This window comes from Streptomyces sp. NPDC107575 (assembly GCF_055657265.1).
This window is the reverse complement of record NZ_JBVKBG010000002.1, coordinates 638,002-654,312: the sequence shown is the minus strand read 5'-3', so window position 1 is coordinate 654,312 and position 16,311 is coordinate 638,002. Positions and strand designations below refer to the sequence as shown.

Below are 16,311 nucleotides of genomic sequence, written 5' to 3'. Positions count from 1 at the left end.
ATGCGCATCATGGCTCAGGTCGCGATGGTCATGAACCTCGACAAGTGCATCGGCTGCCACACCTGCTCGGTCACCTGCAAGCAGGCGTGGACCAACCGCAACGGCATGGAGTACGTCTGGTTCAACAACGTCGAGACCCGCCCGGGGCAGGGCTACCCACGCCGCTACGAGGACCAGGAGAAGTGGCGCGGCGGCTGGGAGCTGAACAAGAAGGGCGCCCTGAAGCTGAAGGGCGGCGGCAGGTTCAAGAAGCTCCTCGGCATCTTCTCCAACCCGAAGCTGCCGGAGATCAAGGACTACTACGAGCCCTGGACCTACGACTACAAGAACCTCACCAACGCCCCGCTGGGCGACGACTATCCGGTCGCCGAGCCGCGCTCCCTCATCAGCGGCAAGCCGATGAAGATCGAGTGGTCCTCGAACTGGGACGACAACCTGGGCGGCGCGACGCAGTACGGCGATCTCGACCCGATGGTGGAGAAGACCCGCGAACAGGCCGCGGAGAAGGTCAAGTTCCAGTTCGAGCAGACCTTCATGTTCTATCTGCCGCGGATCTGCGAGCACTGCCTCAACCCGTCGTGCGTCTCGTCCTGCCCCTCGGGCGCGATGTACAAGCGGGTGGAGGACGGCATCGTCCTCGTCGACCAGGACTCGTGCCGCGGCTGGCGGATGTGCGTCACCGGCTGCCCGTACAAGAAGGTGTACTTCAACCACCGCACCGGCAAGGCCGAGAAGTGCACGCTCTGCTACCCGCGCCTGGAGGTGGGCCTGCCGACGGTCTGCTCCGAGACATGTGTGGGACGGCTCAGGTATCTGGGTGTCATTCTCTACGACGCCGACAAGGTGACGCAGGCCGCGTCCTCGCCCGATGAACACGACCTGTACGAGGAGCAGTTGGGCATCTTCCTCGACCCGGAGGACCCGGCGGTGCAACGCGCCGCCGAGGAGGCGGGCATCCCGTTCGACTGGATGGAGGCGGCGCGCCGCTCCCCCGTGCACGCGCTCATCAGCAAGTACAAGGTGGCGCTCCCGCTGCACCCGGAGTACCGGACGATGCCGATGGTCTGGTACATCCCGCCGCTCTCCCCCGTCGTCGACGCGCTCACCGAGACCGGGCACGACGGCGAGGACCACGCGAACCTGTTCGGCGCGATCGACACGCTGCGCATCCCGCTGGAGTACCTGGCGGAGATCTTCACCGCGGGCGACGTCGGACCGGTCCGCGCCTCCCTGGAGAAGCTGGCGGCGATGCGCTCGCACATGCGGGCCATCAACCTCGGCGAGCTCCCCGACAGTTCGATCGCCGAGTCCATCGGCATGGAGCCGCACGAGATCGAGGAGATGTACCGGCTGCTCGCCATCGCCAAGTACGAGGACCGGTACGTGATCCCGACCGCCGCGGTCGGTGACGCACAGCGCCTGGAGGAGTCGGCGCTGCCGGCGGACACCTGCTCGCTCGACCACGAGGGCGGACCCGGCATGGGCGGCGAGGGCCCCTTCGGCGGCGACTCCGGTTCGACGGTCGCCGACGGCCGCAAGCTGCTGCCCGTCGTCTCCGTCGAGAACTTCCAGCTCAGCAAGGAACGCCAGACCGCGGACAGCACAGCCGCCATCGACAAGGAGGACAGCTGATGACCGACCGGACCTCCCTGCTCCTTCAGGCCTCCGCCCTCTGCCTCACGTACCCGGACGAGGAGTTCTACCAGCGACTTCCGCTGATCCGCGCGGCCGCGCCGCCGCTCGCGCCCTTCGTCGAGCACGCCGAGGCCACGCCGATGCAGGACCTGGCGGCCCACTACGTCCAGGTCTTCGACTTCAAGAACCGGCACAGCCTGTACCTGACGTGGTGGCGCGACGGCGACACCCGGCGGCGCGGCATGTCCCTGGTGCGGATGAAGGAGGTCTACCGGGAGCACGGCATGGAGTTCACCGGCGAGGAGCTCCCGGACTTCCTGCCCGCCGTCCTCGAGTTCTCCGCGCAGGCGGGCCCGTTCCTCCTCGAGGAGAACCGGCCCGGCCTTGAGCTGCTGCGCTTCGCCCTGACCGACCACGGCACCCCGTACGCCACCGTCCTCAACGCGGTGTGCGCCGCCCTGCCGGGCCCCTCCCCCAAGGACCGGGCCGAGGCGCAGGCGCTCGCCCGCTCGGGACCGCCGCAGGAGAACGTCGGCCTCGAACCCTTCGCACTCCCCCTCCTCGAAACGGAGCACGCCAGGTGAACACGGCGATCTGGGGCGTCCTGCCCTACGTAGCGTTCGTCCTGCTGATCGCGGGCACCGTCTGGCGCTACCGCTACGACAAGTTCGGCTGGACGACGCGCTCGTCGCAGGTCTACGAGTCGAAGCTGCTCAACATCGCGTCACCGATGTTCCACTACGGCATCCTCTTCGTCCTCGTGGGCCACATCGTCGGCCTGTTCATCCCCGAGTCGTGGACCGAGAAGGTCGGCGTCAGCGAGCACACGTACCACATGTTCTCGCTTATCGGCGGCACCTTCGCGGGGGTGCTCGCCCTGCTCGGCATCGCGATGCTGGTCTACCGGCGGCGCACCAAGGCGCCGGTGCTGCGCGCCACGACGCGCAACGACAAGGCGATGTACGTGTTCCTGCTCGGCGCCCTGGTCCTGGGCATGGTCGCCAAGCTGACGCACTCCGGCGGCAGCGGCTACGACTACCGGCAGACCATCGCCCCGTGGTCGCGCAGCCTGTTCACGCTGAGCCCCGATGTGGCGCTGATGGACGGGGTGCCCGTGCTGTATCAGATTCACGCGGTAGTGGGCATGCTACTGATTGCGCTGGTACCGTTCACCCGGCTCGTGCATATGTTCAGCGCGCCGGTGCAGTACCTGTTCCGCCCGTACGTCGTCTACCGCAGCCGCGACCCGCGGCGCCTCGGCGCACGCCCGGAGCGGCGGGGTTGGGAGCGCACCGGCTCCTAACTCCTGGGGGGACGTACCAAGGTGAGTGAACGTCGCCCCGCGCCCACCGTCGGCCAGGTCGTCCTCGGCCGCCGGCTGCGTGACCTGCGCGAGGCCCGCGGGCTCAAGCGCGAGGAGGCGGCCCGGCCGCTGCGGGTGGCGAGCGCGACGATCCGCCGGATGGAGACTGCCGAGGTCGCGCTCAAGATCCCCTACGTGCAGATGCTCCTGGAGCAGTACGAGGTGCCGGAGCGGGAGATCGAGGCCTTCGTGGCGCTCGCCGAGGAGGCGAACCTGCCGGGCTGGTGGCAGCGTTTCCACGACGTGCTGCCCGACTGGTTCAGCCTGTACGTCAGCCTGGAGGGCGCGGCGTCGATGATCCGCGCCTACGAACCGCACTTTGTGCCCGGCCTGTTGCAGACCGAGGCGTACGCGCGGGCCGTCTTCGACGCCGGCACGGTGGGCCGCTCCCGGCCCGAGGAGGTCGACCGGCACATCGACCTGCGGATGGCCCGCCAGTCGCTGCTCGACCGGGAGGACTCGCCGCACCTGTGGGTCGTCATGGACGAGACGGTGCTGCGGCGCACGCCCGGCGGCCCCGACGTGCTGCGCGGCCAGCTGGACCGGCTCATCGAGGCGGTGCGGCGCCCCAATGTGACGCTGCAGATAGCCGAGTTCGCCTCCGGCCCGCACCCCGGCACGTTCGGCCCGTTCACCCTGTTCCGCTTCCCCGTCAGGGAGCTGCCGGACATGGTCTACAGCGAGTACGTGACCGGGGCCCTGTACCTGGACGCGCGGGACGAGGTCGGCATGCACCTGGAGGTCCTCGACCACCTGGTGGCACAGGCGGCGGGCGCCGAGCGGACGCTGGAGATCCTGCGCGAGACGCGGGACGCGCTCTAGGGCTCGTCCGACAGGGGCTAGTCCGACTGGGGCTAGTCCGACCGGGGCTTGTCCGACTGGGGCTTGTCGTCGTCGTCCACGATCTCGGCGTCGACCACGTCCTCCCCGTGGGGCGACTCCTGGCCCTGCGAGGGCGGCGTGTCCTCCTGGGACGAGGAGGCCGCCTGGTACATCGCCTGCCCCATCCGCTGGCTGACCTCGGCGAGCTTCCTGGAGCCCTCGCGCAGCTCCCGCGTGTCGGCCTCCTTGGACTCCAGCGTGGCCTTCAACTCCCGCACGGCGTCCTCGACCTCGGTCCGGGACCCGGCGGGGACGCGCTCCTCGTTGTCCCGCAGGAAGCGCTCCGTCTGGTAGACGAGCTGCTCCGCCTCGTTGCGGACCTCGGCCGCCTCGCGGCGCGTACGGTCCTCCTCTGCGTGCGCCTCGGCCTCCCGCATCATCCGGTCGATCTCGTCCTTCGGCAGCGCCGAGCCGCCGGTCACCGTCATCTTCTGCTCGCGCCCCGTGGCGAGGTCCTTGGCGCCGACGTGCATGATCCCGTTGGCGTCGATGTCGAAGGTGACCTCGATCTGCGGGACGCCGCGCGGGGCAGGGGGCAGACCCGTGAGGTCGAAGACGCCCAACTTCTTGTTGTAGGCGGCGATGTCACGTTCGCCCTGGAAGACCTGGATGCCGACGGACGGCTGATTGTCGGCGGCGGTCGTGAAGATCTCCGAACGGCGGGTGGGAATGGTCGTGTTGCGCTCGATGAGCTTCGTCATCACGCCGCCCTTGGTCTCGATGCCGAGGGACAGCGGGGTGACGTCGAGCAGCAGCACGTCCTTCACGTCGCCGCGGATCACCCCGGCCTGGTACGTGGCTCCCACGGCGACGACCTCGTCCGGGTTGACGCCCTTGTGCGGGTCCTTGCCGGTGAGTTCCTTGACGAGGTCGGTGACGGCGGGCATCCGCGTGGAGCCGCCGACCAGGATGACGTGGTCGATGTCCTTCAGCTCGACGCCCGCGTCCTTGACCGCCTGGTGGAAGGGATTCTTGCAGCGGTCGAGCAAGTCGCCTGTCAGTTCCTGGAGTTGGGCGCGCGTCAGCTTCTCGTCCAGGTGCAGGGGGCCCGCGGCGGAGGCCGTGATGTAGGGCAGGTTGATGTTCGTCTCGCTGGACGAGGACAGCTCGATCTTGGCCTTCTCCGCGCCCTCGCGCAGCCGCTGCACGGCCATCTTGTCGGCGGCGAGGTCGATGCCGTGGGCGTTCTTGAACTGCTGCACGAGGTGGTCGACGATCCGCTGGTCCCAGTCGTCGCCGCCGAGCCGGGTGTCGCCGTTGGTGGCCTTGACCTCGATGACGCCCTCGCCCATCTCCAACAGCGAGACGTCGAAGGTGCCGCCGCCCAGGTCGAAGACGAGGACCGTCTGCTCGTCGCCCTTGTCGAGCCCGTACGCGAGCGCGGCGGCGGTCGGCTCGTTGACGATGCGCAGCACCTTCAGGCCCGCGATCTCGCCGGCCTCCTTCGTGGCCTGGCGCTGCGCGTCGTCGAAGTAGGCGGGCACGGTGACGACGGCGTCGGTGACGTCCTCGCCGAGGTACGACTCGGCGTCGCGCTTGAGTTTCTGCAGGACGCGGGCGGAGAGCTCCTGGGCGCTGTAGCGGTGGCCGTCGATGTCCCCGGTGTCGGGGAAGTGCCAACCGCCCTCCCCCATGTGCCGCTTGACGGAGCGTGCGGTGCGCTCGACGTTCGTCACGGCCTGCCGCTTGGCGACCTCGCCGACGAGCACCTCGGCGCTCGACGTCCTGGCGAAGGCGACGATCGAGGGGGTGGTGCGCGCGCCCTCCGCGTTGGCGATGACGGTGGGTTCACCACCCTCCAGGACGGCCACCACCGAGTTCGTCGTACCGAGATCGATACCTACCGCACGCCCCATGACGCGTCCCCTTTTCCGCTTTCACCGCGAAGGCCCGCTCACGTCCGGATCCAGCACAGGGCGTGAGCGGGCCTACGTCAAGAGCGCGGAGCGTTCAGCCGCCCAGCTTGGCGGTGAGGGTGATCGTCGTGCCGGTGAGCGCCTGGCTCACGGGGCAGTTCTTCTTGGCGTCCTCGGCCGCGGCCTGGAAACCCTGCTCGTCGAGTCCTGCGACGGAGCCCTCGACGGTCAGGTGGATGCCGGTGATGCCCTCGCCCGGCTGGAACGTCACGTCCGCCGAGGTGACCAGCTTGGTGGGCGGGGTGCCCGCGCCGGTCAGCCCGTTGGAGAGCGCCATGGAGAAGCACGAGGAGTGCGCGGCGGCGATCAGCTCCTCCGGGCTGGTCTTGCCGTTCGCCTCCTCTGCGCGGGACGGCCAGGACACCGGCTGCTGCCCGATGCCGGACGAGTCGAAGGTGACGGTGCCGTTGCCCTCGAACAGGTTGCCTTCCCACACGGTGTGGGCGGAGCGGGTCGTTGCCACGGGGGGTCCTTTCCGGGTTTGTAGGTGTACGTGTGCCGTTCCATACGACCACATCCGGGGTGCGCAGTCTCGTTTACGTGGGGCGTGGTTGCGGTCGCGGGGCTCTGCCCCGGACCCCGCTCCTCAATCGCCGGAGGGGCTTGAATGGGACTCGGTTTGTGGCCGGAAAAGGCGCTGGGCAAGTCGGCACCGCGGTGACACTTTGAGGCCCCCGCCCAGGGGGGCTCAGGGGGATTCGCAGGGGGTCAGACCATGCGCATGATCTACGCGGACCGAGGTCCGTCACCACTGGAGACCGGGAAGCCGGGTGCGACCGACCGGGACTCGACGTTCGGCTGGTGGGGTGCGTTCAGCATCCAGAAGTTCGTCAACCAGAACCCGCTCTCCCACACGCACGAGGACGCGACCGGCTGGCTCGCGTACCTCCAGCAGTTCTACGACCGCAACTTCTGGTTCGCCGACAGCGGCGTACAGGTGTGGGCGTACGAGGAGACGTACGACAACTGGCAGGACAGGTACGGGGTGGACGCCGTCTGCGCCGTGTACCACTCGGGGCACGGCGGCATGGACGGCAACGGGGTGTTCTTCGCGCCGCTCGGCGCCAAGTGGGACAGCCGCTCGGACGCGATCTCCAACCGGATGGCGTTCGGCAACGAGAAGGCCAACTACGTCTTCTGGTCGACGTGCAACTCGCTGCGCGTCCTCGACGGGCACTCCCCCGTCCGCACCTGGGCCGGGCCCAACCTCGGCTCCCGGATGATCTTCGGGTTCGAGACGGTCAGCATCGACAGTCCGGACTACGGCAAGAAGTTCTGGGAGAAGTGGCGGGCCGGCCAGACGTTCTGCGACGCGTGGCTGAACGCGAGCTGGGACATCTACCACGGTCAGGCGCCGTCGGTGTGCGCCACCGGGTCGACCCAGGCGGAGGCGCAGAACCGGCTGAACTCCGAGCGCAACTTCTACCGGGACCACGTGCCCGACAGCTGGTACGCGTGGCGCTGGTACTACGCGCGCGAGGGGCTTCGCGATCCGCTGACGCAGGCGCCGGCGACTCCGCAGATCGTGCAGCTGGCGCCGCGCGATCCGAGCGCGGAGCTCTCGAAGCTCGGGCAGCTGGCGCACTTCCCGGCGGCGGCGCTGCAAGAGGTGCAGGTCGAGCGGCAGGGCGTGCTGAGCGCGAGCTCGGGCGACCGGTTCATCTCGACGGCGCCGCAGGCCGTGCGCTGGGTGAAGCTCGCCGAGGCCAACCACCGCAACACGCGGCAGCTGGCGACCGAGCGGGCGGTCGAGATCGCGCAGCGGTTCGTGCGGGAGCATGCGGACGGCGTCGAGCTGGTCGTGGACGGTGTGCACGACCTGATGCAGAACAGCGGCAAGAAGGACGGCTCGCAGATCGGTGAGCCGGTCTCCCTGCAGACGCACGTCACGTTCCGGCAGGCGTTCGACGGCGTACCGGTGATCACGCCGGGCCGCGGCGAGTTCCGGGTCGCGCTCGACAACGACGGCACGGTCGTCCAGGCGACCCTGTCGACGCGTACGCCGACGGGCGACACGCGCACCCCGGCGTCGGCGGTCGCGCCGCCGTCCGGCAAGGGCCAGCAGGCGCTCGCCTCGCCCGGTTCGCGCGACCCGCGCCAGGCGCTCGACGAGGCGCAGCAGCGGCGTATCGGCCATCTGAGCGCGATGGCCGCCGACGGTGAACGGTCGGCGGCCGACATCGAGGCGCAGCTGGAGATCAGGGACGTACCCGGTTCCCTCGAGGTCGGTTACGAGATCGAGGGCAACGAGGCGTACCCCGCGGCCCGCAAGCTGATCGAGATCGGCTCGCGGGACAGCATGTTCAAGACACAGCGCTGGGTGGTCGCACCGATCGCCAGGTAGTCACTCGGCCGGTCGGGAGGTGGCGGTCCGCTGCTTGCGGGCCGCCATCCACGCGTAGACGAGGACACCCACGAACAGGAAGACGACGCCCTGGTAGACCGCCGCGTAGCCGGCGCCGCCGACCAGCCACATCGAGAAGCCGAACGCGACGAGCGCGAGCGTCATGTCGCGCGCGAGGCGGCCCTTGTTCACCCGGTGGCCCTGGCCCGACAGCAGGAAGTAGATCTGCGCGGCGGTGGCGAGGAGGTACGGGACCGTCGCCGTGAACGTCGTGATGAGCACGAGGGACTCGAAGACGCCCTCGGAGCCCGCGGTGTAGTTGTAGATGGTCAGCAGCGAGGCGAGGGCGACGCCGACGAGCACGCCGAACGTCGGGACGCCGCGCTTCTTGCGGGCGAACGCGGCCGGGAACAGGCCGTCCTTCGCGGGGGCGTACGGCGCCTGCGCGGAGAGCAGCGTCCAGCCGTTGAGCGCGCCGAGGATCGAGACGACCGCGGCGATGGCGACGGCCGTGCCGCCCCAGGTGCCGCCGAACATCACGTTGACGGAGTCGGTCATCGGCGCGGTGGAGTCCACCAGCTTGTCGTGGGCGACGGTGCCGAAGACGGAGACCGTGCACAGCAGGTACACGAGGGCGGCGAGGGCGGTGCCGAGGACCGTGGCGCGGCCGACGTTGCGCTCCGGGTCGCGGACCTCGCCCGCGCTCATGGAGGCGGACTCGACGCCCAGGTAGCTGAAGAGCAGGATCGCGGCGGACGCCGAGACCGCGCCGACCGGGGAGCCCCCGTCGGCCTGGAACGGGCCGAGGTTGTCGGCGTCGAAGAAGAACAGGCCACCGATGGCGACGAGCACCAGGGGCGCGAACTTCAGGACGGTGGAGACGAGCTGGACGGCGCCGACGTAGCGGGTGCCGGCGAGGTTCGCGAGCGCGGGCAGCCACTGGCAGGCGAGCGCCGCGACGATCGTCCAGAACGTCGACCCGTGGATCGGCAGGAGCACATTGAGGTAGCCGACGGCGGCGACGGCGAGCGCCGCGTTCGACACCCACGAGGTGATCCAGTAGCTCCAGGCGGCCAGGAATCCGGCGAAGTCGCCGAAGGCCTCACGGGCGTAGACGTAAGGGCCGCCGGTCTGCGGGTGCCGCTTCGCGAGCCGCCCGAAGACGAGCGCGAGGGCGATGGCGCCGACCGTCAGGACGCCGAAGGCGACGAGCGAGATCGTGCCGTACGGGGCCACGGAGGCGGGCAGCAGGAAGATGCCGCCACCGATGATGTTGCCCATGACGAGGGCCGTCGCGATGGGGAGACCGAACCTGCGGGCGTGCTTGCTGCTCTGGTTCTGGTCCTCGTCCGCTGCCGGAGCCGTCTCGGGAGCGGGGGCAGTCCCGGTGTCGAGCATGGGGGGAAGTGCCTCTCGATCGTGCTGGGCCACCGCGGGATCGCCGGATGGCGGGGCCCATGGTCCGGTGGCCTCCCACCGCGCTCCAAATCAGGCGGAATTGTCCTGCGGCTCGGGGGGCGTGGCCGCAAATGATCCACCGCCGGGCTCCCGCCGGAGGGAATTCTCCACGGGCCGTTCGAGGGGCTTCGTCGCAGGTGGGTCCATGGTCAGCGGTGTGACCCGCATCGGGATCTGCGGCCCGTTCCCCTCGGTCAGCCAGCGGCGCAGCACCTGGTGCACCTGCTCGGCGCCGACCAGGTCCGCGCCCTGCGGCACCGGTTCGGACAGCTCGGCGGGCGACAGCAGGAAGGGGCGGCTCTGGGCGCCGCCGAGGCCGCCGTGCGAGCCGATCTGCTCCTCGAACGCGAGGACCTCGCCGTCCACCGGGTCGTACATGGAGTTGACCATGATGTCGGCGGTGTGCGGGAAGGAGTCCGTGCGGCGCACGGCGTCGGCGGCGCCGGGGCCGAAGTCGGCGAGCGGCCCCTCGCCGTCGGCCAGCTCGGCCAGCGGCACCTCGGCGCCCCGGGCCCCGAGCACGACCGCGCCGTACTCCTCGCTGCGTACGAGGAGGAAGCCGATGCCGGGATGGTTGGCGAGGGTGGCGAGGAGGGCGGGATTGCGGGCGTCGATCTCCTCGCGGGTCATGCGGTGCGGGACGTCGGGGAACGAGACGAGGCCGAGGTTGCCGGAGGCCAGCACGACCGGTTCGCTGCGCTTTCCCTTGCCCGCGGCCTCCTCGACGGGGCGGTGCAGCGCGGCCCGCACGGCGGCGCGGGCCTCGGCGCCGCTGCGGGTGCGGCCCGCCTTGCGCGGCACCGGCAGCCCGCAGCCCGCGCGCACGAGGTCCTGGAGGGTGAGCCCGTAGCGGCCGCGGAAGGTCTCGCCGGGGCTCTGCCCGTGGTCGGAGAGGACGACGATGCGGTACGGGCGCGGCGCGTGCTCGGCGACCTTGACGAGGAGGGCGAGCGAGCGGTCGAGGCGTTCGAGCACCTTCTCGGCGTCGCGGCCGAACGGGCCCGAGTGGTGCGCCACCTCGTCGTAGGCGACGAGGTCGGCGTAGACGGCGCTGCGGCCCGCGAGCATGTCGCCGATGACGGCCGCGACGACGACGTCCCGTTCGACGACGGTCGCGAAGGCGCGGATGAACGGGTACAGGCCGCCGCGCCCGATCCGCGGCCGCTGCTTGCACATGCGGGACCGCGTGGACTGGCCGATCTCGCGGCCGACCTCGGCGAAGAAGGACAGCGCGGTGCGGACGGCGTTCGCGGGGTCGGAGAAGTACGCGAAGTAGCCGGCGCGCGAGCGGTTCTCCTTGCCGCGCCGGGCGGCCACGGACAGCACGAGCGCGACCTGTTCGGCGCCGCCGCTGAACAGGTTGCCGCGGCTGGCGCCGTCGACCGTGAGCAGTCCGCCGTCACCGGTGTGCGCGACGGCGCGGCGCTGGAGCTCGGCGGCGCTGGTGGGCCGGTTGGAGACCTGGGTCTCGCCGGTGTCCTTCTCGTACCAGCGGAAGGCCGGGACGTCGTAGTTGGAGCCGTGCAGGATGCCGAGCTGGCTGGCGCCGGTCTGACTCGACCAGTCGGTGCGCCACGGGGTGAGGCGGTGGCCGCCGTCGCGCAGCCACGCGCCGATGGTCGGCATGACGTCGTCGCGCGCGGCGCGGCGCAGCACCTCGTGGCCGACGCCGTCGAGCTGGATGAACACGGTGCCGGAGGTGGGCGGGCAGGTGGCGTCCTCGTCGGAGCCCCTGCGGCGCCTGCGGTCGGCGAGCCGGTACAGGCGCCTGCGGTACGCGTCGTCGTCCCGGACGGCCAGCGCACCACCGGCCGCCGACGCCACGGCCGACATCACCGCGGCCACGACGACCGCGGTCTCGGGTCCCGCCTCTCCCCTGCCGTCCGGGATCAGGTGCAGCGCGATGAGCAGCAGGGCGCCGTTGAGGAAGAACACGACGAGGCCGAGGACGAGCGCGGGGACGAGCAGCAGGGCGCGGACGAGGAGCGGCCAGACGAGGGCCGAGAGCAGGGCGAAGGCGGCGGCGCCGAGGGCGGCGGTGACGGCGACGCGGGTCATGCTGTCGCCGTCGTCGGACGTCAGCTTGAAGTCGGGCAGGAGCCCGGCGAGGACCATCATGGTGACCGTGCAGGCCGCCCAGACGGCCACCGATCGCCAGGCGGTGCTTCCGGCCCGCCTCCACCACCGGCCTCCGGCCACTTTGCGGCTCCCTTCTTTGGTCACGTGTGGTCAGGGTTTCATACCATTTGGCGCTACCCGGCGTTACGGCCACGGGGCTCCGCCCCGGACCCCGCTGCTCAATCGCCGCAGGGGCTTGAAATGCCCAGCCGTATCAAGCCCCGCCGGCGATTGAGCCCCGGGAGCGCAACGCCGGGTGGGTGCAACAGGGAGCCGCGCTAACAGCCGTCGTAACCGGCCGTCGGCATCGACAAGCGGCGGTGGACCCTGGCCTTCATCTGCGCGTCGTACGAGGGCTCCGCCAGGCCCGCCGTTTCCAGGCGGATGCCGCGGCGGGCGCACTCCGCGGAGAACGCGTCGACCGAGCGCAGCGCCGCCCGCAGGACCCGCTCGCAGGGCGCGACGAACACGTCGACGAGGCCCGCGTCGACGTCCGCCCACAGCACCTCGTGGTCGGGCCGGACGGAGTGGACCAGGAGCTCACGGGTGATCACGTAGCCGCGCTCCGCGGCCCAGCGCGCGCACATGGCGTGCTGGCTGCGCGAGTCCACCAGGAAGGGGTCGGCGTCCAGCTCCTCCAGCGGGATCAGGCTGGCGATCGCCGCGACCCGCACCGCTTCGCCGCTCCCGTCGGATGCCCCCATGCGTCCCCCCTCACCACAGCTTTCGGCGTCGACCCTACTCCTGCACGTAGGCTCAAGGGAGTCGCCCGAAGGAGCACAAGGAGGAGCGCGTGCCGGTGGAGATCACGTGGTGGGGTCATGCCACCTGCACCGTCGAGGACAGGGGCACGCGTGTTCTGACGGACCCGCTCTTCGCACGGCGCCTCGCGCATCTGCGCCGCAGGCGCGGCGCGCCCCCGCCGCCGCACGCGGCCGAGGCGGACGTCGTCCTCGTCTCCCACCTGCACGCCGACCATCTGCACGTGCCCTCGCTCGGCCGGCTCGCGCCCGGCACCCGGGTGCTCGTGCCGAAGGGCGCCCCGCGCGCGGTCCCGGCGCTGCGCAAGCTCAGCACGTTGAAGATCATCGAGGTGGAGGCGGGCGAGCGCGTCGAGGTGGGGCAGGTCGCGATCGAGGTGGTCCGCGCCGAGCACGACGGGCGCAGGCTCCCCGTCGGCCCGCACACGGCCCCCGCGCTCGGCTACGTCGTGAGCGGCGAGGCCCGTACGTACTTCGCGGGCGACACCGGCCTCTTCGACGGCATGGCGGAGGCCGTGGGCGAGGTCGATGTGGCGCTCCTTCCGGTGGGCGGCTGGGGGCCGTATCTCGGGTCCGGGCATCTCGACGCCGGGCGGGCCGCCGAGGCGCTCGCCCGGATCGCGCCGCGCAGCGCGGTGCCCGTGCACTACGGGACGTACTGGCCGATCGGCATGGACGCGGTGCGGCCGCACGAGTTCCACGCGCCGGGCGACGAGTTCGTCCGGCAGGCGGCGCTGCGGGCGCCCGGTGTGGCGGTGCACCGGCTCGACCAGGGCGAGAGCGTACGACCGGAGGTGGCCGGATGAGACGGCCCGGAGCCCCACGGTCGGGAGTGCGCCTGTGATGCTCTCCGCGGCGACCCAGGTGCCGCCCGAGACGACCCAACAGGCCGTCGGCTACCCCTCGTTGTTCCTGCTCGTCTTCTTCGGGGCGCTCGTCCCGGTCATTCCGACCGGCGCGCTCGTGAGTTCCGCGGCGGTCGTCGCGTTCCACCACAGCGCGCCGCTGTCGCTGCTGTTCGTCTTCGTGGTGGCGGCGCTCGCCGCGTTCCTCGGCGACATCGTCCTGTACTGGCTGGGGCGGCGCGGCATGGGCTCCAAGAACGGGTCGAAGTGGCTGGAGGCGATCCGCTCGCGGGCTCCGGAGGAGCGGCTCGCGCAGGCGCAGGGCAAGCTCGACGACCACGGGGTGATGGTGCTCGTGCTGTCCCGCCTGGTGCCCGCCGGGCGGATCCCCGTGATGCTGGCCTGCCTGATGGCGAAGATGCCGCTGCGGCAGTTCGCCCGCGGCAACGCCCCCGCGTGCCTCGCCTGGGCGGCGACGTACCAGGTCATCGGCATCCTCGGCGGCTCCCTCTTCCCGGAGCCGTGGCAGGGCGTCGTCGCGGCGATCGCGCTGACGGTGCTGATCAGCGCGGCGCCGAGTGCTTGGCGCAAGCTGCGGGGGCGGGAGTCAGGCGGTCAGCACGCGTGAGCCGCCCACCGGCACCTCCCACAGGGCCGTGCGGGGCAGGCCCGCCCTCTCCCAGGCGGCGCGCAGCCGGTGCAGCGGTTCGAGGACCGGTTCCGCGGAGAGCAGGAACGTGGCCCAGTGCATCGGCGCCATCCGTCGGGCGCCCACGTCCTGCGCAGCCCGCACCGCGTCCTCCGGGTCGCAGTGCACGTCCTTGAGCCACCAGCGCGGCTCGTACGCGCCGATGGGGAGCAGCGCCAGGTCGATGCCCGGGTAGCGGCGGCCGATCTGTGCGAACCAGTGGCCGTAGCCGGTGTCGCCCGCGAAGTAGATCCGCTGTCCCTCGGAGTCGGTGAGCACCCAGCCGCCCCACAGGGTGCGGCAGGTGTCGACGAGGCTGCGCTTGGACCAGTGGTGGGCGGGCACGAAGTCGAAGCGGACGCCGTTCAGCTCCGCCGCCTCCCACCAGTCCAGCTCCGTGACCTGCGTGAAGCCGCGCCGGGTGAACCAGCGGGCGAGTCCCGCGGGGACGAGGACCGGGGTGTCGCGCGGGAGTCTTTTGACGGTCGGCCAGTCCAGGTGGTCGTAGTGGTTGTGGCTGATGACGACGGCGTCGACGCGGGGCAGCGCGCTCCAGGCGACGCCCGCGGGGGTGACCCTGGCCGGGGTGCCGAGGATCTTGCGGGACCAGACGGGGTCGGTGAGGACCGTGAGGCCGCCGATGCGGACGATCCAGCTGGCGTGGCCGACCCAGGTGACGGCCGCCGTGCGGGCGTCGACCCGCGGCAGCGGTCCCGGTGCGAAGGGCAGGTCCGGGATGTCGGCGAGGCTCTCGGCGGGCGGCCGCAGCGCGCCCTCGCGGGCGAACCGGGCGAAGGCCCGCAGGCCCGGCAGCGGCGCGGTCAGCCGGTGGGCGAACGTTTTGGGCCAGCGGCGCGGTACGTCCGGGACTCCGGTGTCTCCCCCGCCGAGCGGCCGCGGCTCGACGAGGGGCGGCGGGGGCGCGGTGGCATCGGTCCGCCGTACGGCCGAGGGTGCTTCGGACGCCTGCGTCATCGCTCGGTCTCCCATCCTTCGCCTGCCGGTTCCCCGCCGATGGCGCGGAGCGTCGACTCCACCATGGTCAACAGCCGTGCGACATGCGGCAATTCCAAGGGCTCCGGTGAGGTGAGGGACGCCCTGCGTTCCTCGGGGGTTGACCCGAGCAGCGGTCCCGTCGAAAGGCGCGCCCGCAGCGCGCCCTGTTCGTCGCCGAAACGGTGGCCGCCGGGGACCGGCATGCCGAGCCGGTCCCCGAGGAAGTCCTCCAGGTCCTGGGAGTCGCTGACGCCGAGCGCGGCAAGCCGGGGCCGCAGCTCCTCCAGGTCCATGTAGAGGTGCCGGCCGACCCGCGGCGGTCTGGCGAGGCCGCCGTTGCCGAGCACGGCGCGGTGCAGTGCCACGGCCACCTGTGCGTGCAGCGCGGCGCCGGCCGCGCGGCGCTCGGTGATCTCCTCCGGCTCGTTCAGGACGTACGTGGCCGCGGCGGCGACCGGCGCCGCGAGCAGCGCCCCCGTGGCGGTGAGGAAGTCGAGGACGCGGGCGCGCAGCCGGGCGCCGCGTTCGGTGGCGGGGAACCGGGCGCAGGCCGCGGGCAGTGAGGGCGGCAGGAACGCGCCGGTGAGGTCGGTCAGGACGGTGACGTCGCGCGGGTACATCTCGGCGGGGCTGAACAGGACCGGGTCCGCGCCCGGGTGCACGGTGTCCCGCCACGTCTCGTCGCTGACCACGTGCAGCCCCTCGGCGGCGGCCGCCTCCACGGCCTCGTGCAGCACCTCGGGCGGCGGCACGGTCGCCGTCGGGTCGTCGGCCACGGACAGCACGAGGAGGCGCGGGTCGCCGCCCTCGGCCCTGACCCGGCGCACGGTCTCCAGGAAGGCCGTCGAGTCGGGGACGCCGCCGCATTCGGCGGGCGTCGGCACGTGGTAGACGGCGCGGCCCAGGAGCCGGGCCTGCGGCACCCACCAGGCCGAACAGGGGCGCGGCACGAGGACGTCGCCGCCGAGGGCCGCGGTGAGGGCCAGCAGCAGGGGGGCCGCGCCGGGCGCCGCGCCGAGCTGCTCGCGTTCGGCGTCGAGGCCGCGCCGCTGCCAGTGGCCGCAGGCCGCCTCCAGCAGCGCGGGCGGCCCGCCGGGCGGCTCGGAGGCCGGGCGCCCCGCGGCGCCCGCGGCGACGGCGGCCAGCTCGGGCAGCACCGGCAGGCCAGGATCGGGCAGCGGCGGCCCGTACCGCACGGGGCCGCGGCCCTCGGGGGCCCGTGCCCGCGCGGCGCCGGCGCCCGCAGTCCTGGCCGTGGGTTCCGATCGCCGCATGCTGCCTCCGTGCCGTCCGTTCGCTGTACGG

Annotated in this window: 14 protein-coding genes; 7 read left to right on the top strand and 7 right to left on the bottom strand. The window is 71.7% G+C overall.

Features of this window, described 5'->3' with window-relative positions; all coding sequences use genetic code 11:
• From narH to ACZ7L4_RS09630, 4 genes are read left to right on the top strand one after another with little or no spacing between them, the layout of a single operon-like run.
• The gene (gene narH / locus ACZ7L4_RS09645) at nucleotides 1–1,632 is read left to right on the top strand and encodes a nitrate reductase subunit beta (protein WP_472101178.1); all 1,632 of its coding nucleotides are present in this window, start codon (nucleotides 1–3) and stop codon (nucleotides 1,630–1,632) included.
• On the top strand, nucleotides 1,632–2,219 hold the full coding sequence (gene narJ / locus ACZ7L4_RS09640) for a nitrate reductase molybdenum cofactor assembly chaperone (protein WP_450815755.1): 588 nt from the start codon (nucleotides 1,632–1,634) through the stop codon (nucleotides 2,217–2,219). Before narH ends, narJ begins: the two co-directional genes overlap by 1 nt.
• Entirely contained in the window at nucleotides 2,216–2,938 is a 723-nt protein-coding gene (narI, locus tag ACZ7L4_RS09635) for a respiratory nitrate reductase subunit gamma (protein ID WP_472101177.1), read from the top strand. The genes narJ and narI overlap by 4 nt, the downstream gene beginning before the upstream one ends.
• 21 nt (nucleotides 2,939–2,959) lie before the next feature.
• The gene (locus tag ACZ7L4_RS09630; RefSeq protein WP_472101176.1) at nucleotides 2,960–3,820 is read left to right on the top strand and encodes a helix-turn-helix domain-containing protein; all 861 of its coding nucleotides are present in this window, start codon (nucleotides 2,960–2,962) and stop codon (nucleotides 3,818–3,820) included.
• A 32-nt stretch (nucleotides 3,821–3,852) separates the two neighbouring features.
• On the opposite strand, the gene dnaK is transcribed toward ACZ7L4_RS09630, so the two are convergent.
• The gene (dnaK, locus tag ACZ7L4_RS09625; RefSeq protein WP_472101175.1) at nucleotides 3,853–5,736 is read right to left on the bottom strand and encodes a molecular chaperone DnaK; all 1,884 of its coding nucleotides are present in this window, start codon (nucleotides 5,734–5,736) and stop codon (nucleotides 3,853–3,855) included.
• A 94-nt stretch (nucleotides 5,737–5,830) separates the two neighbouring features.
• The gene (locus tag ACZ7L4_RS09620) at nucleotides 5,831–6,259 is read right to left on the bottom strand and encodes an OsmC family protein (RefSeq protein ID WP_472101174.1); all 429 of its coding nucleotides are present in this window, start codon (nucleotides 6,257–6,259) and stop codon (nucleotides 5,831–5,833) included.
• Between the two features lie 252 nt (nucleotides 6,260–6,511).
• Here ACZ7L4_RS09620 and ACZ7L4_RS09615 point away from each other — a divergent pair, with 252 nt between their 5' ends.
• Nucleotides 6,512–8,140, top strand: coding sequence for a DUF6345 domain-containing protein (locus ACZ7L4_RS09615; protein WP_472101173.1), 1,629 nt, complete (start codon nucleotides 6,512–6,514; stop codon nucleotides 8,138–8,140).
• Here the strand turns inward: ACZ7L4_RS09615 and ACZ7L4_RS09610 are convergent, their stop codons facing one another.
• The 3 genes from ACZ7L4_RS09610 to ACZ7L4_RS09600 all read right to left on the bottom strand — a co-directional run bounded on the left by ACZ7L4_RS09610 (nucleotide 8,141) and on the right by ACZ7L4_RS09600 (nucleotide 12,420).
• Nucleotides 8,141–9,538, bottom strand: coding sequence for an amino acid permease (locus ACZ7L4_RS09610; protein ID WP_472101172.1), 1,398 nt, complete (start codon nucleotides 9,536–9,538; stop codon nucleotides 8,141–8,143). It abuts the gene before it with no gap.
• 90 nt (nucleotides 9,539–9,628) lie between these two features.
• On the bottom strand, nucleotides 9,629–11,797 hold the full coding sequence (locus ACZ7L4_RS09605; RefSeq protein ID WP_472101171.1) for an alkaline phosphatase family protein: 2,169 nt from the start codon (nucleotides 11,795–11,797) through the stop codon (nucleotides 9,629–9,631).
• Between the two features lie 197 nt (nucleotides 11,798–11,994).
• The gene (locus ACZ7L4_RS09600; protein ID WP_450817504.1) at nucleotides 11,995–12,420 is read right to left on the bottom strand and encodes a hypothetical protein; all 426 of its coding nucleotides are present in this window, start codon (nucleotides 12,418–12,420) and stop codon (nucleotides 11,995–11,997) included.
• An 89-nt stretch (nucleotides 12,421–12,509) separates the two neighbouring features.
• On the opposite strand from ACZ7L4_RS09600, the gene ACZ7L4_RS09595 reads away from it, so the two are divergent.
• On the top strand, nucleotides 12,510–13,283 hold the full coding sequence (locus ACZ7L4_RS09595) for an MBL fold metallo-hydrolase (protein WP_472101170.1): 774 nt from the start codon (nucleotides 12,510–12,512) through the stop codon (nucleotides 13,281–13,283).
• Nucleotides 13,284–13,320: 37 nt separating this feature from the next.
• Entirely contained in the window at nucleotides 13,321–13,950 is a 630-nt protein-coding gene (locus ACZ7L4_RS09590) for a DedA family protein (protein WP_472101169.1), read from the top strand.
• Here the strand turns inward: ACZ7L4_RS09590 and ACZ7L4_RS09585 are convergent.
• Nucleotides 13,930–14,985 (bottom strand): MBL fold metallo-hydrolase, encoded by a 1,056-nt coding sequence (locus ACZ7L4_RS09585; protein WP_472101168.1) that lies wholly within the window; start codon nucleotides 14,983–14,985, stop codon nucleotides 13,930–13,932. The two genes, ACZ7L4_RS09590 and ACZ7L4_RS09585, sit on opposite strands and share 21 nt — an antisense overlap.
• Nucleotides 14,982–16,280 (bottom strand): aminotransferase class I/II-fold pyridoxal phosphate-dependent enzyme, encoded by a 1,299-nt coding sequence (locus ACZ7L4_RS09580; protein WP_472101167.1) that lies wholly within the window; start codon nucleotides 16,278–16,280, stop codon nucleotides 14,982–14,984. The genes ACZ7L4_RS09585 and ACZ7L4_RS09580 overlap by 4 nt, the downstream gene beginning before the upstream one ends.
• Nucleotides 16,281–16,311: the final 31 nt, after the last annotated feature.